The organism is Chromobacterium sinusclupearum (genome assembly GCF_002902845.1).
Lineage (GTDB): Bacteria > Pseudomonadota > Gammaproteobacteria > Burkholderiales > Chromobacteriaceae > Chromobacterium > Chromobacterium sinusclupearum.
The window spans coordinates 48,183-74,463 of the sequence record NZ_PPTF01000068.1 but is presented as its reverse complement, the minus strand read 5'-3'; the positions used below and the strand labels follow the sequence as shown (position 1 = coordinate 74,463).

General features: G+C 63.2%; 27 protein-coding genes and 1 tRNA gene. 17 read left to right on the top strand and 11 right to left on the bottom strand.

Annotation, left to right across the window (positions count from 1 at the left end):
• Positions 1–69: 69 nt before the first annotated feature.
• On the bottom strand, positions 70–1,107 hold the full coding sequence (gene purM, locus C2134_RS14275) for a phosphoribosylformylglycinamidine cyclo-ligase (RefSeq protein WP_103320830.1): 1,038 nt from the start codon (positions 1,105–1,107) through the stop codon (positions 70–72).
• Positions 1,108–1,345: 238 nt separating this feature from the next.
• Between purM and hda the strand changes: the two genes are divergently transcribed.
• The 5 genes from hda (at position 1,346) to C2134_RS14250 (ending at position 5,347) form a co-directional block, all read left to right on the top strand.
• Positions 1,346–2,020 (top strand): DnaA regulatory inactivator Hda, encoded by a 675-nt coding sequence (gene hda, locus C2134_RS14270; RefSeq protein ID WP_103320829.1) that lies wholly within the window; start codon positions 1,346–1,348, stop codon positions 2,018–2,020.
• Entirely contained in the window at positions 2,017–2,706 is a 690-nt protein-coding gene (locus C2134_RS14265) for a histidinol-phosphatase (RefSeq protein ID WP_103320828.1), read from the top strand. The genes hda and C2134_RS14265 overlap by 4 nt, the downstream gene beginning before the upstream one ends.
• Positions 2,707–3,017: 311 nt before the next feature.
• Positions 3,018–3,905 carry an ATP-binding protein gene (locus C2134_RS14260; RefSeq protein ID WP_103321003.1) on the top strand — a complete coding sequence of 296 codons (888 nt, stop codon included), beginning with the start codon at positions 3,018–3,020 and terminating at the stop codon, positions 3,903–3,905.
• Positions 3,906–3,983: 78 nt separating this feature from the next.
• Complete coding sequence (locus tag C2134_RS14255; protein ID WP_103320827.1) at positions 3,984–4,916, top strand: Nudix family hydrolase; 933 nt, start codon at positions 3,984–3,986, stop codon at positions 4,914–4,916.
• Complete coding sequence (locus C2134_RS14250) at positions 4,913–5,347, top strand: hypothetical protein (RefSeq protein WP_103320826.1); 435 nt, start codon at positions 4,913–4,915, stop codon at positions 5,345–5,347. The genes C2134_RS14255 and C2134_RS14250 overlap by 4 nt, the downstream gene beginning before the upstream one ends.
• 122 nt (positions 5,348–5,469) lie before the next feature.
• On the opposite strand, the gene C2134_RS14245 is transcribed toward C2134_RS14250, so the two are convergent.
• From C2134_RS14245 to apbC, 5 genes are all read right to left on the bottom strand, one after another.
• Positions 5,470–6,705, bottom strand: coding sequence for a dicarboxylate/amino acid:cation symporter (locus C2134_RS14245; protein WP_103320825.1), 1,236 nt, complete (start codon positions 6,703–6,705; stop codon positions 5,470–5,472).
• A gap of 403 nt (positions 6,706–7,108) precedes the next feature.
• Positions 7,109–7,387, bottom strand: coding sequence for a barstar family protein (locus C2134_RS14240; protein WP_233163873.1), 279 nt, complete (start codon positions 7,385–7,387; stop codon positions 7,109–7,111).
• The gene (locus tag C2134_RS14235) at positions 7,378–7,821 is read right to left on the bottom strand and encodes a ribonuclease domain-containing protein (RefSeq protein WP_103320824.1); all 444 of its coding nucleotides are present in this window, start codon (positions 7,819–7,821) and stop codon (positions 7,378–7,380) included. The genes C2134_RS14240 and C2134_RS14235 overlap by 10 nt, the downstream gene beginning before the upstream one ends.
• A gap of 69 nt (positions 7,822–7,890) precedes the next feature.
• A complete protein-coding gene (gene murI, locus C2134_RS14230; RefSeq protein ID WP_103320823.1) occupies positions 7,891–8,670 on the bottom strand; it encodes a glutamate racemase in 780 nt (259 codons plus the stop codon).
• Between the two features lie 8 nt (positions 8,671–8,678).
• Complete coding sequence (apbC, locus tag C2134_RS14225) at positions 8,679–9,830, bottom strand: iron-sulfur cluster carrier protein ApbC (protein WP_103320822.1); 1,152 nt, start codon at positions 9,828–9,830, stop codon at positions 8,679–8,681.
• A 267-nt stretch (positions 9,831–10,097) separates the two neighbouring features.
• On the opposite strand from apbC, the gene C2134_RS14220 reads away from it, so the two are divergent.
• From C2134_RS14220 to C2134_RS14200, 5 genes are all read left to right on the top strand, one after another.
• Positions 10,098–11,357, top strand: coding sequence for an MFS transporter (locus C2134_RS14220; RefSeq protein WP_103320821.1), 1,260 nt, complete (start codon positions 10,098–10,100; stop codon positions 11,355–11,357).
• A 133-nt stretch (positions 11,358–11,490) separates the two neighbouring features.
• On the top strand, positions 11,491–13,560 hold the full coding sequence (metG, locus tag C2134_RS14215) for a methionine--tRNA ligase (protein ID WP_439646996.1): 2,070 nt from the start codon (positions 11,491–11,493) through the stop codon (positions 13,558–13,560).
• A gap of 374 nt (positions 13,561–13,934) precedes the next feature.
• Positions 13,935–14,120, top strand: a complete 186-nt coding sequence (locus C2134_RS14210; protein WP_043624213.1) for a hypothetical protein — start codon at positions 13,935–13,937, stop codon at positions 14,118–14,120.
• Positions 14,121–14,239: 119 nt separating this feature from the next.
• Positions 14,240–14,860 (top strand): VC0807 family protein, encoded by a 621-nt coding sequence (locus tag C2134_RS14205; RefSeq protein ID WP_103320819.1) that lies wholly within the window; start codon positions 14,240–14,242, stop codon positions 14,858–14,860.
• A 446-nt stretch (positions 14,861–15,306) separates the two neighbouring features.
• Positions 15,307–15,383 (top strand) — tRNA-Met (locus C2134_RS14200).
• A gap of 51 nt (positions 15,384–15,434) precedes the next feature.
• Here the strand turns inward: C2134_RS14200 and C2134_RS14195 are convergent.
• The 3 genes from C2134_RS14195 to yaaA form a co-directional block, all read right to left on the bottom strand.
• Entirely contained in the window at positions 15,435–17,021 is a 1,587-nt protein-coding gene (locus C2134_RS14195; protein ID WP_103320818.1) for a methyl-accepting chemotaxis protein, read from the bottom strand.
• A 143-nt stretch (positions 17,022–17,164) separates the two neighbouring features.
• Positions 17,165–17,653, bottom strand: coding sequence for a GNAT family N-acetyltransferase (locus C2134_RS14190; protein ID WP_103320817.1), 489 nt, complete (start codon positions 17,651–17,653; stop codon positions 17,165–17,167).
• Between the two features lie 57 nt (positions 17,654–17,710).
• Complete coding sequence (yaaA, locus tag C2134_RS14185; RefSeq protein WP_103320816.1) at positions 17,711–18,484, bottom strand: peroxide stress protein YaaA; 774 nt, start codon at positions 18,482–18,484, stop codon at positions 17,711–17,713.
• Between the two features lie 114 nt (positions 18,485–18,598).
• On the opposite strand from yaaA, the gene dtd reads away from it, so the two are divergent.
• Both dtd and C2134_RS14175 read left to right on the top strand, forming a co-directional pair.
• Entirely contained in the window at positions 18,599–19,051 is a 453-nt protein-coding gene (gene dtd, locus C2134_RS14180) for a D-aminoacyl-tRNA deacylase (RefSeq protein ID WP_103320815.1), read from the top strand.
• A gap of 4 nt (positions 19,052–19,055) precedes the next feature.
• Complete coding sequence (locus tag C2134_RS14175; RefSeq protein WP_103320814.1) at positions 19,056–20,111, top strand: FUSC family protein; 1,056 nt, start codon at positions 19,056–19,058, stop codon at positions 20,109–20,111.
• 139 nt (positions 20,112–20,250) lie between these two features.
• On the opposite strand, the gene C2134_RS14170 is transcribed toward C2134_RS14175, so the two are convergent.
• Positions 20,251–22,029: a lytic transglycosylase gene (locus C2134_RS14170; protein ID WP_233196462.1), complete on the bottom strand. Its 1,779-nt coding sequence runs from the start codon at positions 22,027–22,029 to the stop codon at positions 20,251–20,253.
• 199 nt (positions 22,030–22,228) lie between these two features.
• Positions 22,229–22,999 (bottom strand): hydroxyacylglutathione hydrolase, encoded by a 771-nt coding sequence (gloB, locus tag C2134_RS14165; RefSeq protein WP_103320813.1) that lies wholly within the window; start codon positions 22,997–22,999, stop codon positions 22,229–22,231.
• Between the two features lie 13 nt (positions 23,000–23,012).
• On the opposite strand from gloB, the gene C2134_RS14160 reads away from it, so the two are divergent.
• From C2134_RS14160 to ispF, 5 genes are read left to right on the top strand one after another with little or no spacing between them, the layout of a single operon-like run.
• Entirely contained in the window at positions 23,013–23,777 is a 765-nt protein-coding gene (locus C2134_RS14160) for a class I SAM-dependent methyltransferase (RefSeq protein ID WP_103320812.1), read from the top strand.
• A gap of 10 nt (positions 23,778–23,787) precedes the next feature.
• Positions 23,788–24,231: a ribonuclease HI gene (gene rnhA / locus C2134_RS14155; protein WP_043629931.1), complete on the top strand. Its 444-nt coding sequence runs from the start codon at positions 23,788–23,790 to the stop codon at positions 24,229–24,231.
• Positions 24,232–24,280: 49 nt separating this feature from the next.
• Positions 24,281–25,003: a DNA polymerase III subunit epsilon gene (dnaQ, locus tag C2134_RS14150; RefSeq protein WP_103320811.1), complete on the top strand. Its 723-nt coding sequence runs from the start codon at positions 24,281–24,283 to the stop codon at positions 25,001–25,003.
• A gap of 3 nt (positions 25,004–25,006) precedes the next feature.
• On the top strand, positions 25,007–25,693 hold the full coding sequence (gene ispD, locus C2134_RS14145) for a 2-C-methyl-D-erythritol 4-phosphate cytidylyltransferase (protein WP_103320810.1): 687 nt from the start codon (positions 25,007–25,009) through the stop codon (positions 25,691–25,693).
• A 28-nt stretch (positions 25,694–25,721) separates the two neighbouring features.
• The gene (ispF, locus tag C2134_RS14140; protein WP_103320809.1) at positions 25,722–26,198 is read left to right on the top strand and encodes a 2-C-methyl-D-erythritol 2,4-cyclodiphosphate synthase; all 477 of its coding nucleotides are present in this window, start codon (positions 25,722–25,724) and stop codon (positions 26,196–26,198) included.
• Positions 26,199–26,281 lie beyond the last annotated feature (83 nt).

Here is a 26,281-nt window from a genome sequence, read left to right as displayed (position 1 = left end):
GGCATCCGCCAAATGACAAGCGCCGCCGGCGGGGCCAGCGGCGCGCAAAAGGCTGCTTGTGGCTAAGCCTTAGGCGATCTGGGTCTGGTGCTCGTCGCCGACGCGGGTGCGCACCTGGCCGATGCGGTACACGGTTTCGCCGGCCTCGCGCAGCAGCGCGGCGGCCTGTTCGGCGTGCTGCTGCGCCACCACCACCACCATGCCGATGCCGCAGTTGAAGGTGCGGTACATTTCCTGGATGTCCACATTGCCTTCGCGCTGCAGCCACTGGAACAGCTTGGGCAGCGGCCAGCTGGCGGCGTCGATCTGCGCCACGGTGTTTTCCGGCAGCACGCGCGGGGTGTTCTCGGTGATGCCGCCGCCGGTGATGTGGGCCATGCCCTTGACCGGCAGCGCCTCCATCAGCTTGAGCAGCGGCTTGACGTAGATGCGGGTCGGGGCGATCACGGCGTCGCGTAGCGTCTTGCCGTCTTCGAACGGCGCGTCGAGATCCGGCTGGGCGCGGTCGATGATCTTGCGCACCAGGCTGTAGCCATTGGAGTGCACGCCGTTGGAGGCCAGGCCCAGCACGACGTCGCCGGGCGCGATGTCGCGGCCGGAAATCACCTTGCTCTTTTCCACCACGCCGACGGCGAAGCCGGCCAGGTCGTATTCGCCGGCCGGGTACATGCCCGGCATTTCGGCGGTTTCGCCGCCGGTCAGCGCGCAGCCGGCTTGTTCGCAACCGGCGGCGATGCCTTTGATCACCTCGGTGGCCTGCGCCACGTCCAGCTTGCCGCAGGCGAAATAGTCCAGGAAGAACAGCGGTTCGGCGCCCTGCACCAGGATGTCGTTGACGCTCATCGCCACCAGGTCGATGCCCACGGTGTCATGGCGGTTCCAGTCGAAAGCCAGCTTGAGCTTGGTGCCGACGCCGTCGGTGCCGGAAACCAGCACCGGCTCTTTATACTTCTTGGAGATTTCCACCAGTGCGCCGAAACCGCCGATGCCGCCGAGTACCTCCGGGCGCATGGTGCGCTTGGCAAAAGGCTTGATGTTTTCGACCAGCGCGTCGCCTGCGTCGATGTCAACGCCGGCATCACGGTAACTGAGGGACGTGGTATTCAAGATAATCTCGCTTTCTGCAAACTTGAAATATTTTTACATCAAGCTTTCGCCGGTGCGAAAGCACTGTATTTTAACTGAAAAATGGCAAAAAGGCTGGCAAACAGACAGCAATGTGGACGGATTCGCCCGATTTGAATTTGTCATGAATTTTGCCGGATAAAATGGCGGTTCCACCGATGGGCCGTATCGTCGTAAAATCGTACTTATTGATGTCAGCACGCAACGCCGCACCGTAAACTTGGACCAGCTCGTACTCGATCTCACGCCTACGCCGCTGCCGGCCTTCGACAATTTCCTGGCCGAGCGCAACCGCGAGGTGATCACCGCCCTGACCGCCACCGAAGGCGAACGCTTCATCTATCTATGGGGCGAGCCCGGTTGCGGCAAAACGCATCTGTTGCAGGCCTGGATTGCCCACGCCGAGCGGCTGGGCCGCGCCGCCATCTACCTGGATGGCAAGGGCGACCATCTGCCGGATTTCGCGCGAGAGGCCAGCTTCATCGCCGTGGACCATGTGGAGGATCTAGCGCCGGACGACCAGATCATGCTGTTCTCCTTCTACAACTCCTTGAAGGAGGGCGGCGAGGGCCGCCTGCTGATGGCCGGGCGCAAGCCGCCGCTGGCGCTGTCGGTACGCGACGATCTGCGCACCCGCCTCGGCTGGGGCCTGGTGCTGGAAGTGAAGGCCTTGTCCGACGACGACAAGCTGGCGGCCCTGCGCAGCCACGCCGCCAACCGGCAGCTGTCGATTCCGGACGACGTCTACCGTTATCTGCTTACCCATTGGCGGCGCGACCTGACCAGCCTGATCGCGATGATAGACATGCTGGACCGCTACTCGCTGGCGCTGCGGCGCCCGATCACCGTGCCGCTGGTGAAAAACGTTTTGCAAACCGCTACCCCGGAATCATGACCACTTCCACCGCCAAACGCAGGCTTGCCCTGTTCGACCTCGACCACACCCTGATCGCCGGAGACTCCGACTTCGAATGGCCGCGCTTCCTGATCAAGCGCGGCATTCTGGACGCCGCCGAGTACGACGAGCGCAACAGCTACTTCTACCGCCAATACCAGAACGGCACGCTGGACATGAACGAGTATCTGGCGTTCATCCTGGCGCCGCTGACCCGCTTTTCGCGGCCGCAGTTGGACGAGCTGCACGCCGACTATCTGGAAAACCACATCAAACCGCTGATCCCGAACAAGGCCCGCGAGCGCCTCGCCGCCCACCGCGCCGAGGGCGACCAGATCGTGATCATCACCGCCACCAACCGCTTCATCACCGGCCCGATCGCGCATGAACTGGGCGTGGAGCACCTGATCGCCATCGAGCTGGAAGAAGACGCGGCAGGCAACTTCACCGGCCGCCCCACCGGCGTGCTGAGCTTCAAGGAAGGCAAGATCACCCGCATCGAGCAGTGGCTGGCCGAGCGCGGCGAGGGCTGGGACAGCTATGGCGAAAGCTTCTTCTACAGCGACTCGCACAATGACCTGCCGCTGATGAAGCTGGTGGACCACCCGGTGGCGGTGGACGCCGACGACAAGCTGCGGGCCTATGCCGAGGAGCATGGCTGGCTGGTGATCTCGCTGCGCGATTGAGCTTTTCTGGCTGTTTGTAAAGCGTAGGGCGGGCAGATGTGTAGGGCGGGCAGGCCACAGGCCTTGCCCGCGTTTTTGCTTTGATGCCAGGCGAGTGGCTATGGCGTCGCGCCGCCGCCATCATGGTCGATGCGGGCAAGGCCCAAGGGCCTGCCCGCCCTGCGGGGTTGGTGAGGCGCAGGATGGGCAAGTCGTGATTTGCCCGCGCTTTTGCTTTGATGGCCAGGCGAGTGGCTATGGCGTCGCGCCGCCGCAATCATGGACGACGCGGGCAAGGCCCAAAGGCCTGCCCGCCCTACGGGGATGTCGAAATGGATGCTTTTCAGGATTTCTTGCGCCGCGCCGAGGCGGTGCTGGCCAGGCTAGAGCCGATGCTGCCGCCGCCGCGGCGCGAGCCGGACTGGAGCGCCTGGGCCTTCCGCTGGCACCGCCAGGGGCTGGCCGGCTGGCTGGAGGCGGTGCATGAGCCGCATACGGTGGCGGTGGACCAGTTGGCCAACGTCGACGCGCAGCGCGAGCAGCTGCTGGCCAATACCCGCCAGTTCGTCGCCGGCTTGCCGGCCAATAATGCGCTGCTGACCGGCGCGCGCGGCACCGGCAAGTCGTCGCTGGTGAAGTGCTTGTTGCCGCTGTTCGGCAAGCAGGGCTTGCGGCTGATCGAAATCGACCGCGAGCATCTGGCCGATCTGCCGCAACTGGTGGAGTGGCTGGCTGGGCGGCCGGAACGCTTCATCCTGTATTGCGACGACCTGTCCTTCGAGCACGGCGATGCCGGCTACAAGGCCTTGAAGAGCGCGCTGGACGGCGGCCTGGCGCGGCGTTGCGACAATCTGCTGGTGTACGCCACCTCCAACCGCCGCCATCTGCTGCCGGAGGCGATGAGCGAAAACCGCGAGGGCTGGCTCAAGGATGGCGAGATCCATCCCGGCGAGGCGATAGAGGAGAAAGTCTCGTTGTCCGACCGCTTCGGCCTGTGGCTGTCCTTTTATCCGTTTGACCAGGATGCGTATCTGGCGGCGGTCAAGTCGTGGCTGGGGCATTTCGGCCTGAAATACGGCAACAAGGCCGAACGCGCGGCCTTGCAGTGGAGCCTGACGCGAGGCAGCCGCTCCGGCCGCGTGGCCTGGCAGTTCGCTTGCCATTGGGCGGGCAGTGAGGGGCTGGCGAAGGAAGCGGCAAAAGGGAAAAGTAAGAATTGACAGGGCTTGAGCAGATGGCTGGCCGCAAAATGGCCAAGCTGCTATGTTGGCGGCCTCGGCACAGTAAAGCAGGATGGCATGAGCAATAAGATAATCGACGTGGTGGCCGGCGCGCTGATGCGGCCGGACGGCAGTTTCATGCTGGGCAGCCGCCCGGAAGGCAAACCCTACGCCGGCTACTGGGAGTTTCCCGGCGGCAAGGTGGAGCCGGGCGAGGGGCATTTCCAGGCGTTGCGGCGGGAATTCGCCGAGGAAATGGGGATCGAGGTGACGTCCGCCACGCCATGGCTGACCAAGATCCACCATTACGAACACGCCTCGGTCTATCTGCGTTTCTTCCGCATTTGGCGCTGGATGGGCGAGCCGCAGCCGCACGAGGGCCAGGCCTTCGCCTGGCAGACGCCGGGACAACTGACGGTGGCGCCGATGCTGCCGGCCAATGGGCCTATCCTGAAATCGCTGGAGCTGCCGGACGCTTACGCCATCACCTGCGCGCATGAGATGGGCGTGGAGGCGCAACTGGCCGCGCTGGCGGAAAAGCGCTGGGGCTTGGTGCAGGTGCGCGAGCCGCAGATGAGCCGAGATGAGCTGGCTGACTTCGTCGCCCGCGCCGCCGCTATTGTCCATGGTTATGACGGCCGGCTGGTGGTCAATGCCGATCCGGCTTGGTGCGCGGATTGGCCGGTGGACGGCGTGCATCTGAACGGCGCGCGCTTGCATGGCCTGCGCGCAAGGCCGGATTTCAGCTGGGTGGGGGCGTCGCTGCATAATCGCGACGATCTGGCCAAGGCCGGCGAGCTGGGCCTCGACTACGCTCTGCTGGGCCATGTGGCGGCCACCGCCAGCCATCCGGGCGAGACGCCGCTTGGCTGGGATGGCTTCGCCGCCTGTCTGGCCGGCGAAGTGCCGGTGCCGGTGTATGCCTTGGGCGGCCTGTCGCTGGGCGATCTGGATGCGGCGCGAAAACAGGGCGCGCATGGCGTGGCCTTGATGCGGGGGGCGTGGCGATGACGGCCAGGCAGCGCAAGCTGCTGATCCTGGGTGTGGCGCTGATTGCGTTCGGCGCCATCAAGGCCAGCCTGATTTTCTGGTATTTGAACCACAAGCCGGCGGCGCAGGCGGCGCAGCGTTTAACTTGCGATCCCTCGCGCGGCAGCTGCGCCTTGCCGGGCGGCGGCGGTTTGCGTTTCGACAGCGCGCCCGAACATGGCAAGCCGTTTGTGGTTAGGCTGCAGGGCACGGCGGCGGCCGCGCCGCCGACGGCGGACTTCACCATGCCGGACATGGACATGGGATTCAACCGTTATACCTTCGTCCGCGATGGCACCGACTGGAAGGCAACGGTGACGCTGCCGATGTGCGTCAGCGGCAGCCGCGCCTGGCTGGTTGAAGTCCGCCACGGCAAGGATGCTTATCAGCTGCCCTTCCAGGTGGTGCATTAGGCTTCTGCCTATGCCGGCAAGCGCCGGCGCAATCCATCTTTCAGCCATAAAAAATGCCGTTCACTCCAGGAAGTGAACGGCATGGCTGCCTTGGCAGCGGCGTCGCTAAGCGCAAAGCGCGCTTAGTGGCGCTTCAACTCGCCTTCCCACTTGGCGACCACGGCGGTGGCGATGGAGTTGCCCACCACGTTGGTGGCGGAGCGGCCCATGTCCAGGAAGTGGTCGATGCCCAGCAACAACAGCAGGCCGGCTTCCGGGATGTTGAACTGCGCCAGCGTGGCGGCGATCACCACCAGCGAGGCGCGCGGCACGCCGGCCATGCCCTTGGACGTCAGCATCAGGATCAGCAGCATGGAGATTTCCTGCGCCAGCGTCAGGTCGATGCCGTAAGCCTGTGCGATGAAGATGACCGCGAAGGTGCAGTACATCATGGAGCCGTCCAGGTTGAACGAGTAGCCCATCGGCAGCACGAAGCTGGCGATCTTGTTGGACACGCCGAAGCGTTCCAGCTGTTCCAGGGTCTTCGGATAGGCGGCTTCGGAGCTGGCGGTGGTGAACGACAGCAGCAGCGGCTCCTTGATCATGCCCATCAGGTGCAAGAGGCGCGGGCCGACGATCAGCACGCCGACGGCGATCAACAGCGCCCACAGGATGCCGATGGACAGGTAGAACTGGGCCATGAACTTGCCGTAGGTGCCGAGGATGGACAGGCCTTCCTTGGCCACGGTGGCGGCAATGGCGCCGAACACCGCCAGCGGGGCGAAGTTCATCACATAGCTGGTGACCTTCAGCATGACGTGGGCGACGACGTCGATGACGTCGATCAGCGCCTTGGCGCGATCGCCCAGCGCGGCCATCGCGCTGCCGAAGAAGACCGAGAAGATCACGATTTGCAGGATTTCGTTGTTGGCCATCGCCTCGAACACGCTCTTGGGAATGGCGTGGGTGACGAAGTCCTTCAGCGAAAGGGCGCCGGCCTTGATGCCGGAGTCGGCGTGCAGGTCAGGCAGCGGCAGATTCAGCGCCACGCCCGGCTTCAGGATGTTGACCATGATCAGGCCCAGGGTCAGCGAGACCAGCGAGGCGCCGATGAACCAGCCCATGGTTTTGCCGCCGATGCGGCCCACCGATTTGGCGTCGCCCATTTTGGCGATGCCGACCACCAGGGTGGAGATTACCAGCGGGGCGATGATCATCTTGATCAGCCGCAGGAAGATATCGGTGAGGATGGACATGCCGTCGACGAAGGATTTGATCGCGGCGGCGTCGTCACCAGCGTGTTGACGGAAGAGATAGCCCACCAGGATGCCCAGCAGCATCCCGACCAGGATCAAGGCCGTGAGTTTTTTTGACTTCATTGAGTTGTTCCTGCCTTTTGAGACGATTCAAAACGAGCGTAGCGTTTTCGTAACATGACATTCGTGTGGCGGGGTAGTTACGAATGCGCGCCGGAGGGTAGGCTTGCTGCGCCATATTCGGCCGGAGGCATTATTGTTTTTAGCCCGCGATTGCGGGATTGGCGCCTGTTTTGTCAGACAGGCGGGGCCGGCCGAAGGGAAGCGATTATAGTGCGTTAGTCGAAACTTGTCTTGGCAGGATTTCAGTAATTGCTTTTCACATTCGAATGTGCTTTGCGTTTTTTCATGCCTTCGGATTTTTATGGCTTTCCGAAAAATGATTTTTGGGTTTTTTGGCGTCTTTTGCGCAATAAAAAGGGCAGCGCGAGCTGCCCGTGTAGTGTGTCGACAACATCGCCGACGCTCAGTGGTGGATGTCCAGCGTAATGTCCCCACGCTCTTCCGCCACGGTTTCCAGGATTTCCAGAATGGTGGCGTAGGTGTCGGCGCCTAAAGCCTTTTGCGCCTCGGCCGTATCGCGCCAAACCAGCTCGAACGGACCAGCCACGTCGTTGGCCAGGCTGTCATACAGGGCGTCCAGATTACGGCCGAAATGGCCAGGCAGCTTCAGCTGCCGGCTGAGTTCGTCGAACAATTGATCCAGGCTGCGGATGTGATGCAGTTCGCACACGGTTAGCGGCATGGCGCCACCTCGATGAAGTTGTTGTAGTGATCGACGCTGACATAGCGCAGGCCTTGCTTGCTGAATACCAGCCGGTAGGCGCCGCGCTTGCCTCCTTTATAGTTCAGGTCGGCCTCCTGCCACTTGCCGGCCGGCAGCCGCTTTTCGTAATTGCCGAAGCGGTCGCCGCCGATGGACTTGCCCTTCAGCGCCGGCACGCTCCACAGGCTGCGGCCAGGCTTCCAGCCGGCGTCCTGCGCCTGGCGCTTGGTGACGAACTTGTCCGGCAGGCGGCCGTCGCGGTTCAGGCTGAGCAGAGCGTCGCTGAGCTCAGCCGTGTCGAGCTTGTTGCCGCTTTGGCGATTGGCCTGGGCGGCGGCGTCGGTGCAGGACGGCTGGGCCAGCGCCGGCAGGCTGAAGGCTGCCAGCAAGAGCAGTAGAGATGTGGTTTTCACGATTTTGTCCGGTGGCGAAGGGAAACGGCATGATTCTAGCCTGCTGCCTGTAGCTTGGGCAGAGCCCAGTCAGGCCAGCGGCACGGATTCCACCGGGAAGGGCTGGCCTATCAGTTGCGGCAGGCGCAAGGCCATTTCGCCGGCGTCTTCCGCCGTGGTGATGAAGCGGCAGTAGCCATCGGCCTGGCTGTCGAAGCCGTGCTGGCGGATCAATTCGCCGACGCGGCGGGCAATGGCCTCGGCCGGATCGTACAGCCGGATCGCGTCGCCGGTGACTTCGCGGATCAGCGGCTCCAGGAAAGGATAGTGGGTGCAGCCCAGGGCGATGTGGTCGATGTTTTCGCCCATCAGCGGCTCCACCACGCGGCGAACCAGCGCGCGGGTGCGTTCGCCGGACAGCTCGCCGGCTTCGACTTGCTCCACCCAGCCGTGGCCGGCGCGGCGCAGCACGTCCACGTCGCCGGCATGCGCGTCCAGCAGCGTTTTGACGCGGTCGCTGGCCAGCGTGTATTCGGTGGCCAGCACGGCGATGCGGCCGGTGCGGCTCATCGCCGCCGCCGGTTTGATCGCCGGTTCGATGCCGACGATGGGCAGCGTGAATTCCTCGCGCATCGCGGTGATGGCGGCGGTGGTGGCGGTATTGCAGGCCACCACCAGGATGGTGGCACCCTGGCTGATCAGGTAGCGGCCCACGGTCAGCGCGCGGTCTATGATTTCCTCGCGGCTGCGCGGGCCGTACGGACAATAGGCCTGGTCGGCCAGATAGGTGATCGGCCAGCCGGGCAGGGCGGCGCGCACCGCGCGCCATACCGACAGCCCGCCCAGGCCGGAGTCGTACATCGCAATCATGTTGCCGCTCAGTTGTTCTGGATGACGATCTTGGGGAACTTGCCGGAGAAGTCCTGGGCCTTTTCGCCCACCTTGACCGCCACGCGGCGGGCGATGGCGCGGTACAGCTCGGCCGGCTTGCCGGCAGGGTCGGCCGCCACGCTGGGCTTGCCCTCGTCCGCCGCCAGGCGGATGGCCAGGTCCAGCGGCAAGGAACCCAGCAGCTCCACGCCGAAGTCCTGCGCCATTTTCGCCGCGCCGCCTTCGCCGAAGATGTGCTCGGCGTGGCCGCAGTGGGAGCAGATGTGGATGGCCATGTTTTCCACCAGGCCCAGAATCGGCACGCCCACCTTCTGGAACATGGTGACGCCCTTGCGCGCGTCCAGCAGCGCGATGTCCTGCGGCGTGGTGACGATCAGCGCGCCGGTGACGGGCACTTTTTGCGACAGCGTCAGCTGGATGTCGCCGGTGCCCGGCGGCATGTCGATGACCAGATAGTCCAGATCGTCCCAGCGGGTGTCGTTGAGCAACTGCTGCAGCGCCTGGCTGACCATCGGGCCGCGCCATACCATGGCTTGGTCTGGGTCAACCAGATAGCCGATGGACATGGTCTGCACGCCGTGATTGGACAGCGGGATCAGCTTGCCGTCCACCGCTTCCGGCTTTTGGCCTTGCAGGCCCATCATCAACGGTTGCGACGGGCCGTAGATGTCGGCGTCCAGCAGGCCGACGCGCGCGCCCTCGGCGGACAGCGCCAAAGCCAGGTTGGCCGCGGTGGTGGACTTGCCGACGCCGCCCTTGCCGGAGGCGACGGCGATCACGTTTTTCACGCCCGGCAACAGCGGCACGCCGCGCTGGGCGGAGTGGCTGACAATCTGGCTGGAGACCTTGACTGTGACGGCGCGGCCCGCCGCCAGCGGCGCCAGCACCTGTTCAAACTGCTGGCGGATCAGGTCGAACTGGCTCTTGGCCGGATAGCCCAGCACCACGTCCAGGCTGATTTCGGCGTCGCCGCATTGCAGGTTTTTGACATTCTTGGCCGCGATATAGCTCTTGCCGGTGTTGGCGTCGAGCAGCGGCTTCAGGGTATCCAGGATCTGGGTTTCGAGCTGTGCCATGGTTTCGTTCTGCTTGGCCGCGTCGGCTTGGCCGCCGAATAGCCGGGTGAGTTTGGAGAACATGCTGGGTACGCGATGGATGTTTGCGCGTATTTTACGCCGGATTGCGGCATCGTGCGCGGGGTATCGCGCCAGCGCGCCTCGTTGCATCCGGGCGCGAAACGGAAGGATGCCGCTCGGAAGCGGCTGATGTCTATCAGTTTTTTTTGATATAAACCGGCTGCTGGCGTAAAATGGCCGGTTTTCCCGGCGCGGTGCTAGCGCCCCCAAGGCTCGGCCCCGTCAGGCCGCGGGCCCTGTTCTTTGTCAAAGAAAGGCATTTCCCGCTTTATGCAGTCCAAACACGCCAAACTCACCTGGTCCAACCTGCTGTTCCCGCTGGCCCTGGTGCTATTCGAATTCGCCGTCTACATCTGCAACGATATGGTGCAGCCGGCCATGCTCTCCGTCACCCGCGAATTTCTGGTGGACGCCTCCTGGGCGCCGGCTTCGATGACCGCCTTTCTGGCCGGCGGCGCGCTGCTGGCCTGGCTGACCGGCCCGCTGTCCGACCGCATCGGCCGCCGTCCGGTGCTGCTGTTCGGCGTGGCTTACTTCACCGTGATGTGCCTGGCCACTTATCTGGTCAGCTCCATCGAAGCCTTCATCGCGCTGCGCCTGCTGCAGGGCATAGGCCTGTGCTTCATCAATGCCGTCGGCTATGCCTCGCTGCAGGAGTCGTTCGAGGAAACCGCCGCCGTGCGCGTGACGGCGCTGATGGCCAATGTGGCGCTGATCGCGCCGCTGGTCGGCCCGCTGGCCGGCGCGGCCCTGATCGAGCTGGCGCCGTGGCGCAGCGGCTTCCTGTTCATCGCGGCGCTGTCGCTGCTGGCTTTGCTTGGCCTGTTTTTCCGCATGCCGGAAACCGTTCAGCCCAGCCATGAAAAGCTGCCGCTGTCCCGCATGGGCCGCGACTATATGAAAGTGTTCGGCCATCGCCGCTTTGTGCTGTCCGCGCTGTGCATTCCGTTGTTGGCGCTGCCGCTGATGGGCTGGATCGCGCTGTCGCCGGTGCTGCTGGTGCGCGATCTGGGCATGAGCACGGTGGAGTACGGCCTGATGCAGATCCCGGTGTTCGGCGGCCTGATCGCCGGCAACCTGGCTTTGGCCGTGATCGCCGACCGCTGGCCGCTGGGCCGCTCCGCGCTGGTGGGCATGTGGCCCATCGTTGGCGGCCTGGCCGTGATGGCTGCCGGCGTGGCGTTCTCGTCCGTGCCGCAATACTGGATGGTGGCCGGCATGAGCCTGATGGCCTTCGGCGAGGGCATGGCCTTCGGCGTGCTGTACCGCTTTGCGCTGATGTCGTGCGACGCGGCCGGCCGCGGCACGATTTCCGCCAGCATGAGCATGCTGTCGATGGCCGGCTACGCGGTGGGCATCGAGCTGTTCCGCCAGGTTTACCAGGCGACAGGCTTGGGCGGCTATACCGTGCTGGCGCTGTGCTTCTCGCTGCTTTATGTGATGCTGGGCCGCAAGATGGTCGGCATCGCCATGGCCGAGCGCGCCGCGCCGGCCGAGCCGCAGGGCGTGCTGGCCAGCCAAGGCGCCTGATCTTTATCATCGCCATGTTCACAAGCCCGGCCGCCCAGCGTTCCGGGCTTGTGCTTTTGATAGGGCGTCGTCGGCGTTGGCCGCCCGCGCGTTCTGTCTCTATAATCGATCGCTTGAAATTGCCAATCAGGGAATGATCCGAATGACCAAACGCAAGATTCTGGTGACCAGCGCGCTGCCTTACGCCAACGCGGGGCTGCACCTGGGCCACATGCTGGAGCAGATTCAGACCGACATCTGGGTGCGCTTCCAGAAGATGCGCGGACACGAATGCTACTATGTGTGCGCCGACGACACCCACGGCGCGCCCATCATGCTGGCCGCCGAGAAGCGCGGCATCACTCCCGAGCAGCTGGTGAACGAGGTGCGCGAGCTGCACCTTGCCGATTCGCAGGGCTTCCTGATCGGCCACGACAACTACTACAGCACCAACAGCCCGGAAAACAAGGCGCTGGCGGAGCAGGTCTACCTGGCGCTGAAGGCCGACGACAAGATCGCCTGCCGCACCATCGAACAGCTGTTCGACCCGGAAAAGCAGATGTTCCTGCCGGACCGTTTCGTCAAGGGCGAGTGCCCGAAATGTTCCGCCAAGGATCAATACGGCGACAACTGTGAAGTGTGCGGTGCCACCTATGCGCCGACCGAGCTGAAGAATCCGTACTCGGCGGTGTCCGGCGCCAAGCCGGTGCTGAAGACTTCCGAGCACTACTTCTTCCGTCTGGGCGAGTGCGCCGACTTCCTCAAGCAGTGGACCAGCGGCAGCAGCAAGCGCAGCGACGGCGTGGAGCAGCCGCACCTGCAGCCGGAATCCCTGAACAAGATGAACGAGTGGATAGGCGGCGGCCTGCAGGATTGGGACATCAGCCGCGACGCGCCGTACTTCGGCTTCGAGATTCCGGGCGCGCCGGGCAAGTACTTCTACGTCTGGCTGGACGCGCCCATCGGCTACATGGCCAGCTTCAAGAATCTGTGCGAGCGCCTGAACCTGAACTTCGACGAGTGGTTCGCCAAGGACAGCCAGACCGAGATGTATCACTTCATCGGCAAGGACATCCTGTACTTCCACGCGCTGTTCTGGCCGGCGATGCTGAACTACTCCGGGCTGCGCGCGCCGACCGGCGTGTTCGCCCACGGCTTCCTGACCGTGGACGGCCAGAAGATGTCCAAGTCGCGCGGCACCTTCATTCAGGCCAAGAGCTATCTGGACTGTGGCCTGAACCCGGAATGGATGCGCTACTACATCGCCGCCAAGCTGAACGGCCGCATCGAGGACATCGACCTCAACCTGAACGACTTCGTGGCGCGGGTGAACTCCGATCTGGTGGGCAAGTTCGTCAACATCGCCAGCCGCTCCGCCGGCTTCATCGCCAAGCGCTTTGATGGCCAGCTGGCCGCCAGCGTGGCCGACATGGACATCCTGGCCAAGCTGCAAGCCGCCGCCGACGAGCTGGCCGCCGCCTTCGAGGCGCGCGAATACGCCAAGGCGCTGCGCGACGTGATGGCGCTGGCCGACGTGGTGAACGGCTACGTGGACGCCAACAAGCCGTGGGAGCTGGCCAAGCAGGAAGGCCAGGACGCGCGGCTGCAGGAAGTCTGCACCGTGCTGATCAACGCCTTCCGCCTGCTGACCATCTACCTGAAGCCGGTGCTGCCCAAGCTGGCCGAAGGCGTGGAAGCCTTCCTCGACGTGGCGCCGCTATCCTGGAGCGACGCGCAAACCCTGCTGCTGGGCAAGAAGATCCAAGCCTACCAGCACCTGATGCAGCGCATCGACCCGGCGCTGATCGACAAACTGATAGAAGCGAACAAACAGAATATGCAAGCTACCCAAGATACCCCGGCAGCAGCCGCCCACGAACCACTGGCCGAAACCATCAAGATCGACGACTTCGCCAAGCTGGACCTGCGCGTCGGCAAGGTGTTGGAATGCAATTTCGTCGAAGGCTCGGACAAACTGCTGCAGTTCACCGTCGACCTGGGCTTTGAAAAGCGCAACATCTTCTCCGGCATCCGCAAGGCGTATCAGGAGCCGGAAAAGCTGGTGGGCCGCCACGTGATCGTGGTCGCCAATCTGGCAGAACGCAAAATGCGCTTCGGCGTGTCGCAAGGCATGATCGTCTGCGCTTCCGGCGTGGACGACAGCGAAGGCCTGTTCCTGCTGGACGTGGATGCCGGCGTGAAGCCTGGCATGCGCGTCGGCTGACCAATCTCAGCTAGCGCTTTTGATCTGGATCATGGTAAATAAGTAGCATTACCAGTTAAGTTAATCCAGCTTGGCTAACGCGGCCCCAGCGACCATATTGGTAGCTGGGGTTTTGCTTTCTGATAAGCAGCGCTCCCGCGCTGCTTGAGACTGTCCATGTCTGCCTCCCACGGCGCCTGAATCCAGGCGCGCGGCAATTCAAGGCATGCGGGATCAAGATGCGGAGGGCAGGGCCTTAACGGTGCTGTCATCGTGGCCTGCTACTGTCGGTCTGTGCCGGCAAGCTGTCGGTACGGGAACTTTCCTCAGCCGATAGTGACTAAAAAACCTAAATATGCGCTTGTTTTGTTTAAAAAAAGAATAAGGAAACCATAATGAAGATTTCGCAACTGAAACCCGGCTACAAGGTGTTCGAATACAAAGACAGCGGTGGCGTTGTCCACTACGAAGTGGTCAGCATCCGCCAGGTCGGCAAGATGTTCGAAGTGACGTTCCGGTCTGCGCTGGGCATGGCCAGCGCGATGTATCCCGCCAATGGGTTCATCCAGGCCGCAGCCTGATATCGTGTTCGGCCCCGCGTGGGCAAAAGGAAAACCAGCCCCGCTCTCGCGGGGCTTCGCTTTTGTTGACGCCGGCATGGAAAAACGGCAATTTGACGGTTTTAGCCTAAGGGGTTGCCATGGCGCGCCGAAGCCGATTGCTGCTGGAGTTGATCGTCAATTTCCTGCTGCCCTGGTTGTGTTATCGCTGGGGCAAGCCGCACTGGGGCGAAATGGGCGGCTTATTGCTGTCCGCCGTTCCGCCCTTGTTGTGGAGCGGCTGGGAGCTGTGGCGCGATCGTCGGGTCGATGCGCTGAGCATGATGGTCTTGCTGGGCATCGCATTGTCTCTGGTGGCCATGGCGCTGGGCGGGAGCGAGAAAATGCTGTTGCTGCGCGAGTCGCTGCTGTCCGGCTTGTTCGGCGTGGCTTTTCTGTTGTCGCTGCTATTGCCCAGGCCGCTGGTGTTTTACCTGGCGCGCGCCACGATTGAGCGTCAGCATGAGGAGGGCCGGGCGCATTGCGAACGGTTGTGGCAACAGGCGCAGTTCCGGCGCGGCATGCGCGCGATGACGGCTTTGTGGGGATGCGGCCTGGTATTGGAGATGCTGCTGCGCAGCTGGCTGGCCTGGCATTGGCCGGTGGAGCGTTCGATTCTGGTGTTGCCGTGGATCAGTTATGCCGTGTATGGCGGCCTGATGGCGGTGACGTGGTTGCTGCGCCGCCGCATGGGGGATCGGCAAGCGGCATGGGCGGCATAGCGGGCAGGCTTGGCACTGCTTATCCAATACGGGTATACTGGCTGCCTTCTCTTAAGTGACTAGACAAAAAAAGAGGGCCGCATAAAGCGGCCCGAAGTTCCGTGATGAACACTTAGGAGAACAGGCATCGCCGTTCTGCCCACGCTGGCAGTCGCGAACAGATTGCAACACCCGTCAAAATGCACAAGGTCGTTTCGCACGCTCGGTCAAATGGCAGTTCAACCAAGAGGCAGAGCAGAGTCGCTTTCGCTACGCTGCCGACCACGATGTCAATGTAGCGCGCTTTTGTTGATGGCTTATGTGTTTGGGGTCGGCATCTGTTAAAGAGTATGAATGAGCGGTTGGGCGGTCGTTTAAAATTCTTTAGTTGAAAGTATTGACGCGCCGGATGGATTGGCTTATAGTTCACTCCTCTGCACGAAACACAGCGCAGAACAGATTTCAGACGCGGGGTGGAGCAGTCTGGTAGCTCGTCGGGCTCATAACCCGAAGGTCGTAGGTTCGAATCCTGCCCCCGCAACCAAAAACAAAAAACCGAAGCTCAGGCTTCGGTTTTTTGCATTTCTGCCGCGCTTCACGCGTCCTGGCCATCCAGCTGAAAATGCGCAGCCATGCGGCTGAGGCGCTGCGCCCGGCGATTGAAGTCGGACACGGTGCCATGCGCGTTGTCGATGTGGCGATGCGTGGCTTCCAGCTGTTGGACGATGTCCTGCATCTGTCCCGTCAACTGGTTGGCGGTAGCCGACTGCTGGCTATTGGTGGCGGCGATATCCTGCATCATGGCGCTGACGCGATGGACCGCTGCCAGAATGTCTTCCAGCCGGGCATGCGTTTCCTGCTGCGCCGTGCTGCCGGCGTGGGTCTCATTGCACACCTTGTGCATCGCTTCTACGCTGGCATCGGATGCCTGGCGCACCCTCGCCACCAGTTGCTTGATTTCTCCCGTGCTGATGCTGGTGCGTTCCGCCAGTTTGCGCACCTCGTCCGCCACCACGGCGAAGCCGCGGCCCGTTTCGCCGGCGCGGGCGGCTTCGATGGCGGCATTCAATGCCAGCAGGTTGGTTTGCTCCGCGATCTCGTGAATGGCCTGCGCTACCTGGTTGATGCTGCCTATCGATCCGGTCAGCGACTGGATCGAGTCCTGCGCGCGGTTGACTGTGTTGACAGTGGCGGCGCTGAGTTCGCTGGCCAAGGCCATCTGGCCGGCGCTGTGGCTCAGCGTGGCGCTGGATGACTGGCTCAGCTTGGCGGTATCGCCGGCATGGCTGGCCACTTGCTCGATGGAGCTGGACAGTTGTTCGATGGCCGCGCACATGCTGTCCACATTGCCTGCGCCGGCCGCCACGCGCTCAACCACGCCATGCAAGGTGCCATTCAGGTGCTTCGCATCCTGTTCCAAGTCGCGGGCCGTCATCTGCAGTTCGTCTATCACAACCTTCAAATGCACTTGCATGCAGGCCAGAGCGCTTTCCAGCCTGCCGCTTTCGCCACGCCCGTTGATGGACAAGGGCTGGTCGAGACGGCCTTCCGCGATGTTTTCACATGCCTGCAGCAGTTGGCGCTGGCGCTGGCCGCGCCATAGCTCGAAACCCTGCCACAGCGCGACCGTCAGCGCGCCCAGGCCGCCCGCCAGCCAGGCGGCGGCATTGCCGGCGAGCGCGGCCTGGCTGAGCAAGGCGAGGAATAAGGCGGCGGCGAAGAGGCGGCGCATCATGTTTTCTTCCATGCCATGACGTTGGCGCCGTGGCAGGCTGGCGCCTTGCAGCAATTGGGGGTAGAGGCGCTCCGCTTGGGCGACGGCCTCGCGCCGGGCCGGCGAGCGGACCGACATATAGCCGGTCAATTGCCCTTCCTCCCTGACCGGCACCACCAGCGCGTCTACCCAGTAGTGGTCGCCGTTTTTGCAGCGGTTCTTGACCAGGCCTCGCCAGGGCGATTGCCGCTGCAAGGTGCGCCAGAGGTCTTCAAACAGGATGGGCGGCATGTCCGGATGGCGGACGATGTTGTGGCTGCTGCCCAAGAGCTCTTCCCGGCTGAAGCCGGAGATTTCGACAAAGGCGTCGTTGACGTGGGTGACGATGCCTTTGAGGTCGGTTTTGGAGACGATCAGCCCGCTTTCAAAACGCCGCTCCATTCCCGTGACCGGGAAATTCTTTTTCATTCAACGACTCCCGCCTATCGTTTGCAATCGGAACAATCGATTGTAGGGAGGGCGAAATTCGTTTGGCATGCGTTTAGTCAAGGTTAGGCATGCTGTAACCGATTTTCATCGCGCGGAAGTGTGAACAAATGTAGCGTGGCGGATCAAAGGCTTGCTTCGGCGAAAGCGCGCAGCACTTCGCCGTCAATCCGGTAGTAAATTTTGTCCTCGACGATGCGTGCGCCGATGTGATGATAAAAGTCCACAGCGGCCTGGTTGCCCCGTTCTGCGGTCCAATCCAGCCGCAGGCAGCCGTGGTGGACGGCCGTCTGGGCCAGCGCGCGCAGCAGCGCCTTGCCGGCGCCGCTGCCACGGGCTTCCTCAAGCGTGAACAGGTCTTTCATATACAGCTGGCCGCTGTATTCCGGCGCCGGATAAAGCAGGGAAAAAGTGGCGAGGCCGATGGCCTGGCCATCTCGCTCCGCCAGCATGACCTGTACCCCGCAGTGAGGTTGGAACAGGTTGCGCGCCACATAGCGGAGCGCAGCTTCGCGATTGGCCCGCTTGGGGCCGAAATAGTGCAGGTCTATCCGGTAGAACAACTCGGCCAGCGCCGCGGTGTCGGCCGGATTGGCAAGGCGGGTGGCGATCATGCTTTTGTCCTTTCGAATAAAAGCATGATCATAATGATGACGTTTGGATTTGGCTAATCAGGCATGATCCCGGCGGAATACCCAGGTGAGTTCGCCTGAGGCCGCGGCATCGAAGGTGTAGCCCTCGCTGTCGAAGCCGCGCAGCTGCTCCGGATCGGTCACGCCGCGTTCCGCCGCCCAGCGCGCCATCAGCCCGCGCGCGCGTTTGGCGTAGAAGCTGATGATCTTGTACTGGCCATTTTTCTTGTCCTGGAACACCGGCGTGATGATGGCGGCGTTCAAGGCCTTGGGTTTGACCGACTTGAAGTACTCGTCGGAGGCCAAGTTGACCAGGGTGCGCTGGCCCAGGGTTTCCAGCTGCTCGTTGAGCTTGCCGGTGACGATTTCGCCCCAGAACTCATACAGATTCTTGCCGCGGCTGTTGGCCAGCCGAGTGCCCATTTCCAGCCGATAAGCCTGCATCAGGTCCAGCGGGCGCAATACGCCGTACAGGCCGGACAGGATGCGCAGATGGGCTTGCAAATAATCGATGGCGCACTCGCTCAGCGAGGCGGCGTCCAATCCCTCGTAGACATCGCCCATGAAGGCGTAGACCGCCTGCTTGGCGTTGGCCGGCGTGAATGAGGGCTGCCAGTCGGCGTAACGGCCGACATTCAAGGTGGCCAGCGCATCGCTGATGTCCATCAGCTTGGCGATATCCAGCGGGCTTTTCTGCCGCAACACCCGGATCAGCTCGGCGCTGTGGTCGAGCAGATCCGGCTGGCTGTAGCGGTTCACGGCGGGGGGCGTTTGGTAGTCCAGCGTTTTGGCCGGAGAAATCACCATCAACATGCAGCTAATCCTTGGCGAGTGGGACGGCTATTGTACCGGAAGCCGGGCGGGTAGCGTCCGCCGCGGCGGATTTGGATAGAATGGAAGCGATCAATCAATCATGGAAAAGTTGGCATGCGGGTATTGGTGCAGAGAGTGAGCCGCGCCGCGGTGACGGTGGACGGCAGAACCACGGGCGAGATCGGCGGCGGTTTGCTGCTCCTGGTGGGGGTGGAGGAGGCCGATGGCACCGCCGATATCGAGTGGCTGGTGCGCAAGATCAGCCAATTGCGCGTGTTCAACGACGAAGCGGGCGTGATGAACCGCAGCCTGCAGGATTGCGGCGGCGAGGCTTTGGCGGTCAGCCAGTTCACCTTGTATGCCAGCGTGAAAAAGGGTAATCGTCCATCGTATTCGCGCGCGGCGCGCGGCGAAATTTCACAGCCGATGTTCGAGCGCTTCGTCGCTGAGTTGTCGGCCGCGCTCGGCAAACCGGTGCCGACGGGCGTGTTCGGCGCGGACATGCAAGTCAGCCTGGTCAATGATGGCCCAGTGACGATCTGGCTGGACAGCCGCAATCCGGAGTAGCGCGATGAACCGATGGCAACATCCTTGGCGGGTGCTGGTAGTGCCGTACTACCTGAACCGTTACGCGCGCCAGGTGCATGTGCTGCGCGTGTTGCTGGCTTTCCTGCTGGGTTTGGCGCTGGTGGTATTCAGCGGCATTCCGCACGGTGGCTGGATGCTGGTGACGATATTGATCGTGCTGGGCGGCGTGCCGCATTGGGGCGGGGTGCGGCGCAAGGCGCTGGAGCGGATGGGTGGCTCTCTACTGGGCGCGCTGGCAGGCCTGATCGCCATCCTGCTGCATGGCGTTTCGCCTTGGCTGTGTTATGGCTGGATGTTGCTGGTGATTGCCCTGAGCAGTTGGCATGCCCAAGGCAAAGGCGGTTATCTGGCGCTGCTGACCGGCATCACGCTGGTGATCGTCGGCGGTTTGGGTGACGAATCGATCAACGAGGCGCTATGGCGCAGCTGCAATGTGCTGATTGGTTCGCTGATCGGCATGGCGGCCGCCGCCACGCTGCCGCTGCGCGCGATAGACAGCTGGCGTTTCCTGTTGGCCGATAATCTGCGTGAGGCGGCCTTGCTGTACAACCGCATCGCGCGCCGTTTGCCGGTAGAGGGCGATGCGGCGCTGGATCAGTTCAACTCGCGCTTGATCCGCATGCGCGGCTTGTTGGCCGCGGTGACGCAGGAGGCGGCCTTGACGCATCGCCAGCTGGATCAGGTGCAGCGCTGTCAGCGCGGCATCTGGACGCTGCTGGACCGGATGGACGAGGTGGCCGCCACCACCCCGGCGCTGGCCGAAGATCGCTCGCCGCGACGGGCGATTGTCCGCACGCTGTTGCGCGCCGCGCATGCCTTGCGATTCAATCAGCCGCAGCTGCTGGCCGATCCGCTGCCGGAGGCGGACAATCCGGCGCGCATGCGCCAGCCCACGCATTGCCACTGGCTGGTGGCGGAGCTGTCGTTGACGGTGGAGGCGTTGCGATACCAGTTGCAGGAGATTCTGCCGCGGCTGATCGAGGCGCCGCCGCCTGCGCGCAGTTTGGTGCGGCGGCTGAGCGGATCGCGCCGGCGTTAAGAGCCGATAACCAAACCGCTGGTTAACTGTCTGCGTCGGAGCGCCACGGCTCAGCGGCGCTGTGAGGCGCGGTTGGCGACGCTAAGTGTAATAAGCAAATGGCCCGGAGTCTCCGGGCCATTTTTTTGCACTGTCGCGGCTACAGGCCGACGATCTTGACCTTTTGCCCCGGCTGCAGATGGCTAGTCTGGCGGCTGCCGTTCAGGCGGTGGATGTCATAGTGGCTGACGCCGAAGCGGCGGGCGATGCTGTACAGGGTATCGCCGCGCTGGACCACGTACTCGGTGCTGTGCGCAGACGCTTGCGAGCGGTTGTCGCTGACCTTGATCAGCGCCGGATCGGAGCCTGCGCTGCTGGCATTGCTCGCCAGTTGGAAGTCCGTGGCGGCAGGGTTTTTCAGGCGCAATTGCTGGCCCACCTGCACCAGATTGCCATCCAGCTGGTTCAAGGCTTTCAGCTCGTCCACGCTCAGGTTGCTGCGGCGGGCGATGCTGTACAGCGTGTCGCCGCTGGCGACGGTGTAGCTGTCCAGGCTGCGGGTGGTCAGCGAGCGGGCCGGGGCGGCATCATCGTTTGTCGCGCTGGCGATCACGACTGTCTGGCGAGCAGCTTTGCCAGCGTCGATCTCGGCAGCAGGGGCGACGGCCGGTTCAGCGGGCTGGGCAGCTTGTGCGATCAAGGTATTCTGTTGTGCCGGCGCCGCAGCGGCGACTTGGATAGGCGTGGCGGAAAGGTCATCTGCCTTGGCCAGCATCGTTTGGCCTGCCGATGTGTCCGGCAGCGGCGTATCCACCGACTCCAGCGACTGGCCGTCATTCAAGCGCGGGTTCATCGCCACCAAGACCGGCTGCCCGGCCTTCAGCGTGTTGCCGCCGATGCGGTTGGCCGCCAGCAGCTGGCTGGTGCTCATGCCGTGCTGGCTGGCGATGGCCGTCGGGCTTTCGTCGCCCTTGGGCAGATACACTTCCCAGGTCAGCAGGGGTTTGTCCCATTTATCCAGATTGGCCTGGAATTTGTCGACCTTGGTGGCCGGCAGCAGCATCTGGCGGCCGGCTTTGTACGCGAACACCGGCAGGTTGAAGGCCGGATTCAGTTCTTTGAACTCTGCCACGGAAATCCCCGCCAGCTTGGCGGCGATGTCGATATTCATGTGCTTGCCGGTGGAAACGGCGACGAAGTAGGGCTTGTTGGGGAATTTATCCAGATGGACGCCGTACTTTTCCGGGTTGGCCAGAATATTGCGCACCGCCAGCAGCTTGGGCACGTAGTTGCGCGTCTCGTTCGGCATGCGGACGTTTTCGTAGGTCGGGGTCTGGCCCGTGGCCTGCACCCGGGCGATGGAGCGGGCCAGATTGCCTTCGCCCCAGTTGTAGGCAGCTAGCGCCATGTTCCAGTCGCCAAACTGGGCGTACAGGTTCTGCAGATAATCCAGCGCGGCGCGGGTGGCGTCCATCACGTCGCGGCGGCCGTCATACCACCAGGTTTGTTCCAGTCCGTAGTGGCGGCCCGTGGCCGGCATGAACTGCCACAGGCCGGCGGCGCCGACGCGTGAGCTGGCCGTGGGCACAAAGGCGCTTTCCACCATGGGCAGCAGCGCGATTTCGGTCGGCATGCCGCGGCGCTCCACCTCGTTCATGATGTGGAACAGGTATTTGCGGCTGCGGTCCAGCGTGCGTTTGAAATACTCCGGGCGGCTGGCGTAGAAGCGTTCCTGGCGGCGTATCACGTCGGCGTTGACTTCATCCAGCTGGAAGCCTTCGCGCACGCGTTTCCATACGTCGTCGCCATTGCGCAGCAGGCTGGAGTTCATCAGCATCATATCCAAGCCGGCCGCCTGCGCTTCGTCCACTGGCGAAGCCGGTGGCTGATCGACCGCGGCGGCCTTGGCCGGCGATGCGAACAGCAATGCGAGAGACACGCTAAGTGCCAATGGAGTGAAGCGTTTCATGCAGACGAGCCCGTAATTCAGATTTCGGCTGATGCTAAACATGCGCATGGGGGGTGTCAATTCAAAAAACCAAATAATTTCATGCGCTTTCATTGTTAATAGACTATCCGGCCCGTCTGTAAAGGAAGTCGTGGCCAAGCCAAGTGAAGTTACTTATTTCGCATGCGATTCATGGGCGAAAAACATCCTTCCAGGCGCGCAGCCGGGCGAAAGCGGCCGTCTCGTCGTCGCCGGCCTGCGCGCCTTGCGCCAGCAGGCTTTGGCGAATGCCGGCGGTGTCGCAGCGCAAAAACGGATTGCTGGCTTTTTCCAGCGCGATGGTGCTCGGCAGAGTGGGCTGACCGCGGTCGCGCAGCGCCTGGTCGCGGCTCAGACGCATGGTCAGCACGGGATTGGCGGGGTCCGCGGCCAGGGCGAAGCGCAAATTCGACAAGGTATATTCGTGCGCTGGATAAACTTTGGTTTGCGGCGGCAGCTCGGCCAGTTTTTTCAGCGAAGACAGCATCTGCGCAGCCGTGCCTTCAAACAGCCTGCCGCAGCCAGCCGCGAACAGCGTGTCGCCGCAAAACAGCGCATCGTCAAGCCGATATGCCAGGTGGTCCAGCGTGTGGCCCGGCACCGCCAACACATAGGCCTCGCCCATGCTCAGCGACACGGTGTCGCCTTCCATCAGCGGGATGTCGACGCCGGCGATGCCGGCTGGGCCATAGACAATCGCATCCGGCCATGCCTGCTTCAGCTCCGCCAGCCCGCCGCAATGATCGGCGTGGTGGTGGGTGACCAGGACGGCTTCGAGCTGCAGGCCGTGCGACTGCAGATGGCTGAGCAGCGGCGCGGCTTCGCCGGGGTCCACCGCGACGGCGCGCGCGCCTTGCTGCAAAAGCCAGATATAATTGTCTGAGAAAGCCCCGATCGGGGTGATGCTAAATGTGGCTGCCATAAGGCCTTCCTCAATGAAAAATTCGTTTGGCGGCTGGCTGACCGGCACCGAACTGGGCCGTTATCTGCTGGCGCGCGAGCAGGAATACTTCGAGCGGGCGGTGGCCGACGCCTTCGGCTACCATGCGGTGCAGGTGGGCGTGCCGGAGATGGACTGTCTGCTCGGCAATCGCATTCCCTGGCAGTGCCGGGTGGCAGGCCATGGCGAGGTGGACGTGCGTTGCGACCCGGCCTTCCTGCCGTTTGAGACCCGCAGCCTGGACTTGCTGGTCATGCCCCATGTTCTGGATTTTACCACCCTGCCGCACCAGGTGCTGCGCGAGGCCGACCGCGTGCTGATGCCGGAGGGCCGGCTGATTCTGACTGGTTTCAATCCGCTGTCCTTGTGGGGCGTGCGTCGGCTGATCCAGGGCAAGGAATCTGCGCCGTGGAACGGCAACTTTTTTACCCAGTTGCGGATCAAGGACTGGCTGGCTTTGCTGGATTTGGAGCTGGAAGAGGCGGCCTTTCTGGCTTACGCGCCGCCGTTCTCGCGTCAGGACTGGCTGTCGCGCTGCGATTTTCTGGAAGATGTCGGCGAGCGCTGGTGGCCGCTGGCGGCCGGGGTGTACGGCATCGAGGCGGTCAAGCGCCAGCGAGGCATGCGCTTGATTACGCCGACCTGGAAACAGGCGGTCAAGAACAAGGGCGCTTTGGGCGTGGTGGCGGGCAATGAACGCCAGCACACGCACAAGGCGCCGGAAACAAACGAGCGGGACGGCGCATCGTCCTGCCATTGAACGAGACAGCATGACGACTGACGACAAGGTAGAGATTTATACCGACGGCGCCTGCAAGGGCAATCCCGGCCCCGGCGGCTGGGGGGCGCTGTTGCGCTTCAAGGGCAAGGAAAAAGAACTGTTCGGCGGCGAGCGCGGCACCACGAATAACCGCATGGAGATCATGGCCGTGATCCGCGGCCTGGCGGCATTGAACCGGCCGTGCCGGGTGGTGGTCTATACCGACTCGCAATACGTGCAGAAGGGCATTTCGGAGTGGATACACGGCTGGAAGGCGCGCGGCTGGAAGACCGCGGCCAAGGAGCCGGTGAAGAACGCCGATCTGTGGCAGCAACTGGACGCCGAGCGCAATCGCCACCTGGAAGTGGAGTGGCGTTGGGTCAAGGGCCATTCCGGCCACGAATTCAATGAAAGAGCCGACCAGCTCGCCAATAAGGGCGTGGCTTCGGTCTGAGCCAGCAACAAGCAGCCGCCGCGCCTTGGCGTGGCGGCCGGGAAGCAGCATGAGACAGATTATCCTCGATACCGAAACCACCGGTCTCGACCCGAATCAGGGCCACCGCATCATCGAATTCGCTGGCCTGGAAATGGTTGGCCGCAAGCTCACCGGCAAGCATCTTCATCTTTACATTCACCCGGAACGTCCTATTGATCCCGACGCCCAGCGCGTGCACGGCATTTCGCTGGAGTTCCTCGAAGGCAAGCCTGTGTACGCCAAGGTGGCGGCAGAGATCGCCGACTTCCTCCGAGACGCTGAGCTGATCATCCACAACGCGCCGTTTGACGTCGGCTTTCTGAATGCCGAATTCGCCCGGCTCGGCATGGAGCCGATCAACAAGCTGTGCGCCAACGTCATCGACACGCTGGCCGAAGCGCGCGACATGTTCCCGGGCAAGCGCAATAGCCTGGATGCCTTGTGCGACCGTTTCGAGATCGACCGCTCCAACCGGACCTTGCACGGCGCGCTGGTGGACTGCGAGCTGCTGTCGGAAGTCTATCTATGGATGACCCGCGGCCAGGAAAGCCTGGCGATGGACATCGAGGTAGAGGTGCCGGGTGGGCATGCCGGCCACGACCTGACATTCGAGCGCAAACCCTTGAAAGTGCTGGCCGCCGATGAGGCCGAGCTGGCCGAGCACCAAGCCTATTTGGACGTGCTGGACAAGACGGTCAAGGGCAGCTGCGTCTGGCGCGCGCTGGAAAACCCGGCGCCGGCGGAGGCTTGAGCCATGGCCCAAATGATTGCGCTGGTGCCGGCCGCAGGCTCGGGCAGCCGTTTCGGCGCGCCCAGCCCCAAGCAATATCTGCAATTGAACGGCAGGCCGCTGATGTGGCACGCGCTGGCCACGCTGGCGGCGGTGCCGGCGATAGACAAGGTGGCGGTGGTGATATCGCCGCAAGATGAGTGGTTTGATGATTTCGACTGGCGTCTGCCCAAGCTGGAAGTGCACCGCGTCGGCGGTGCCAGCCGTGCCCAGAGCGTGGCCAATGGGTTGGCGGCATTGGCGCCAGGCGAGGACGACTGGGTGCTGGTGCACGACGCGGCGCGCTGCTGTCTGTCGGTGGCGGCGGTGGAGCGTTTGATCGCCGCCTTGGCGGGCCATCCGGTGGGCGGCCTGCTGGCTTTGCCGGTGCCGGACACCGTCAAGCGGGCGGACGCTGAGGGCCATGTCGCCGCCACCGTGCCGCGCAATGGCTTGTGGCTGGCGCAGACGCCGCAGATGTTCCGCGCCGGTCTGCTGGCGCGGGCGCTGGGTGAGGGCTCGGTGGACGACATCACCGACGAGGCTTCCGCAGTGGAGCGGCAGGGATTGAAGCCGCTGCTGGTGGAGGGCGATGCGCAAAACTTCAAGGTGACCTATCCGCGCGATCTGGCCCTGGCCAAGGCCATTCTGGCCGCGCGCGGCGAACAATAGCGCAGAATTGCAATATTAAGGGAAGAGTATGTTTCGTATCGGGCAGGGTTACGATGTGCATCAACTGGTGGCAGGACGGCCGCTGATTCTGGGCGGGGTGGAAATTCCGCATGAGAAAGGCCTCTTGGGCCATTCCGACGCCGACGCCTTGCTGCACGCCATCACCGATGCCTTGCTGGGCGCGGCGGCGCTGGGCGACATCGGCCGCCATTTCCCGGATACGGCGGTGGAATTCAAGGGCGCGGACAGCCGCGTCTTGTTGCGCGAGGCCGCTGCGCGGGTGCGCGCCGCCGGCTGGCGGCCGGTCAATGTTGACAGCACCCTGATCGCGCAACAGCCCAAGCTGGCGCCGCACATCGACGCCATGCGCGCCAATATCGCGGCCGATCTGGGGCTCGATGTCGGCGCGGTCAACGTCAAGGGCAAGACCAATGAGAAGCTGGGCTACCTTGGCCGCTGCGAGGCGATCGAGGCCCAGGCGGTCTGCCTGCTGATCCCGGTTTAGCCCTGCCGCCGGCTGTCATCACAGTCTGCTTGTGGGATAATTGGACATCATCGCTCATGCCGGGCGCCGACTCGGCCGGCACA

What these genes read in the sequence shown, in the direction of transcription:
- dtd (WP_103320815.1), top strand. Translation starts at nt 18,599, where the DNA reads ATGCGGGTATTGGTGCAGAGAGTGAGCCGCGCCGCGGTGACGGTGGAC.
- C2134_RS14210 (WP_043624213.1), top strand. Translation starts at nt 13,935, where the DNA reads ATGAAGATTTCGCAACTGAAACCCGGCTACAAGGTGTTCGAATACAAA.
- dnaQ (WP_103320811.1), top strand. Translation starts at nt 24,281, where the DNA reads ATGAGACAGATTATCCTCGATACCGAAACCACCGGTCTCGACCCGAAT.
- C2134_RS14255 (WP_103320827.1), top strand. Translation starts at nt 3,984, where the DNA reads ATGAGCAATAAGATAATCGACGTGGTGGCCGGCGCGCTGATGCGGCCG.
- C2134_RS14240 (WP_233163873.1), bottom strand. Translation starts at nt 7,387, where the DNA reads ATGCCGCTAACCGTGTGCGAACTGCATCACATCCGCAGCCTGGATCAA.
- gloB (WP_103320813.1), bottom strand. Translation starts at nt 22,999, where the DNA reads ATGGCAGCCACATTTAGCATCACCCCGATCGGGGCTTTCTCAGACAAT.
- C2134_RS14190 (WP_103320817.1), bottom strand. Translation starts at nt 17,653, where the DNA reads ATGATCGCCACCCGCCTTGCCAATCCGGCCGACACCGCGGCGCTGGCC.
- rnhA (WP_043629931.1), top strand. Translation starts at nt 23,788, where the DNA reads ATGACGACTGACGACAAGGTAGAGATTTATACCGACGGCGCCTGCAAG.
- yaaA (WP_103320816.1), bottom strand. Translation starts at nt 18,484, where the DNA reads ATGTTGATGGTGATTTCTCCGGCCAAAACGCTGGACTACCAAACGCCC.
- C2134_RS14245 (WP_103320825.1), bottom strand. Translation starts at nt 6,705, where the DNA reads ATGAAGTCAAAAAAACTCACGGCCTTGATCCTGGTCGGGATGCTGCTG.
- C2134_RS14160 (WP_103320812.1), top strand. Translation starts at nt 23,013, where the DNA reads ATGAAAAATTCGTTTGGCGGCTGGCTGACCGGCACCGAACTGGGCCGT.
- apbC (WP_103320822.1), bottom strand. Translation starts at nt 9,830, where the DNA reads ATGTTCTCCAAACTCACCCGGCTATTCGGCGGCCAAGCCGACGCGGCC.
- C2134_RS14195 (WP_103320818.1), bottom strand. Translation starts at nt 17,021, where the DNA reads ATGAAAAAGAATTTCCCGGTCACGGGAATGGAGCGGCGTTTTGAAAGC.
- C2134_RS14250 (WP_103320826.1), top strand. Translation starts at nt 4,913, where the DNA reads ATGACGGCCAGGCAGCGCAAGCTGCTGATCCTGGGTGTGGCGCTGATT.
- metG (WP_439646996.1), top strand. Translation starts at nt 11,491, where the DNA reads ATGATCCGAATGACCAAACGCAAGATTCTGGTGACCAGCGCGCTGCCT.
- C2134_RS14260 (WP_103321003.1), top strand. Translation starts at nt 3,018, where the DNA reads ATGGATGCTTTTCAGGATTTCTTGCGCCGCGCCGAGGCGGTGCTGGCC.
- ispF (WP_103320809.1), top strand. Translation starts at nt 25,722, where the DNA reads ATGTTTCGTATCGGGCAGGGTTACGATGTGCATCAACTGGTGGCAGGA.
- C2134_RS14175 (WP_103320814.1), top strand. Translation starts at nt 19,056, where the DNA reads ATGAACCGATGGCAACATCCTTGGCGGGTGCTGGTAGTGCCGTACTAC.
- ispD (WP_103320810.1), top strand. Translation starts at nt 25,007, where the DNA reads ATGGCCCAAATGATTGCGCTGGTGCCGGCCGCAGGCTCGGGCAGCCGT.
- murI (WP_103320823.1), bottom strand. Translation starts at nt 8,670, where the DNA reads ATGATTGCGATGTACGACTCCGGCCTGGGCGGGCTGTCGGTATGGCGC.
- C2134_RS14220 (WP_103320821.1), top strand. Translation starts at nt 10,098, where the DNA reads ATGCAGTCCAAACACGCCAAACTCACCTGGTCCAACCTGCTGTTCCCG.
- C2134_RS14265 (WP_103320828.1), top strand. Translation starts at nt 2,017, where the DNA reads ATGACCACTTCCACCGCCAAACGCAGGCTTGCCCTGTTCGACCTCGAC.
- C2134_RS14205 (WP_103320819.1), top strand. Translation starts at nt 14,240, where the DNA reads ATGGCGCGCCGAAGCCGATTGCTGCTGGAGTTGATCGTCAATTTCCTG.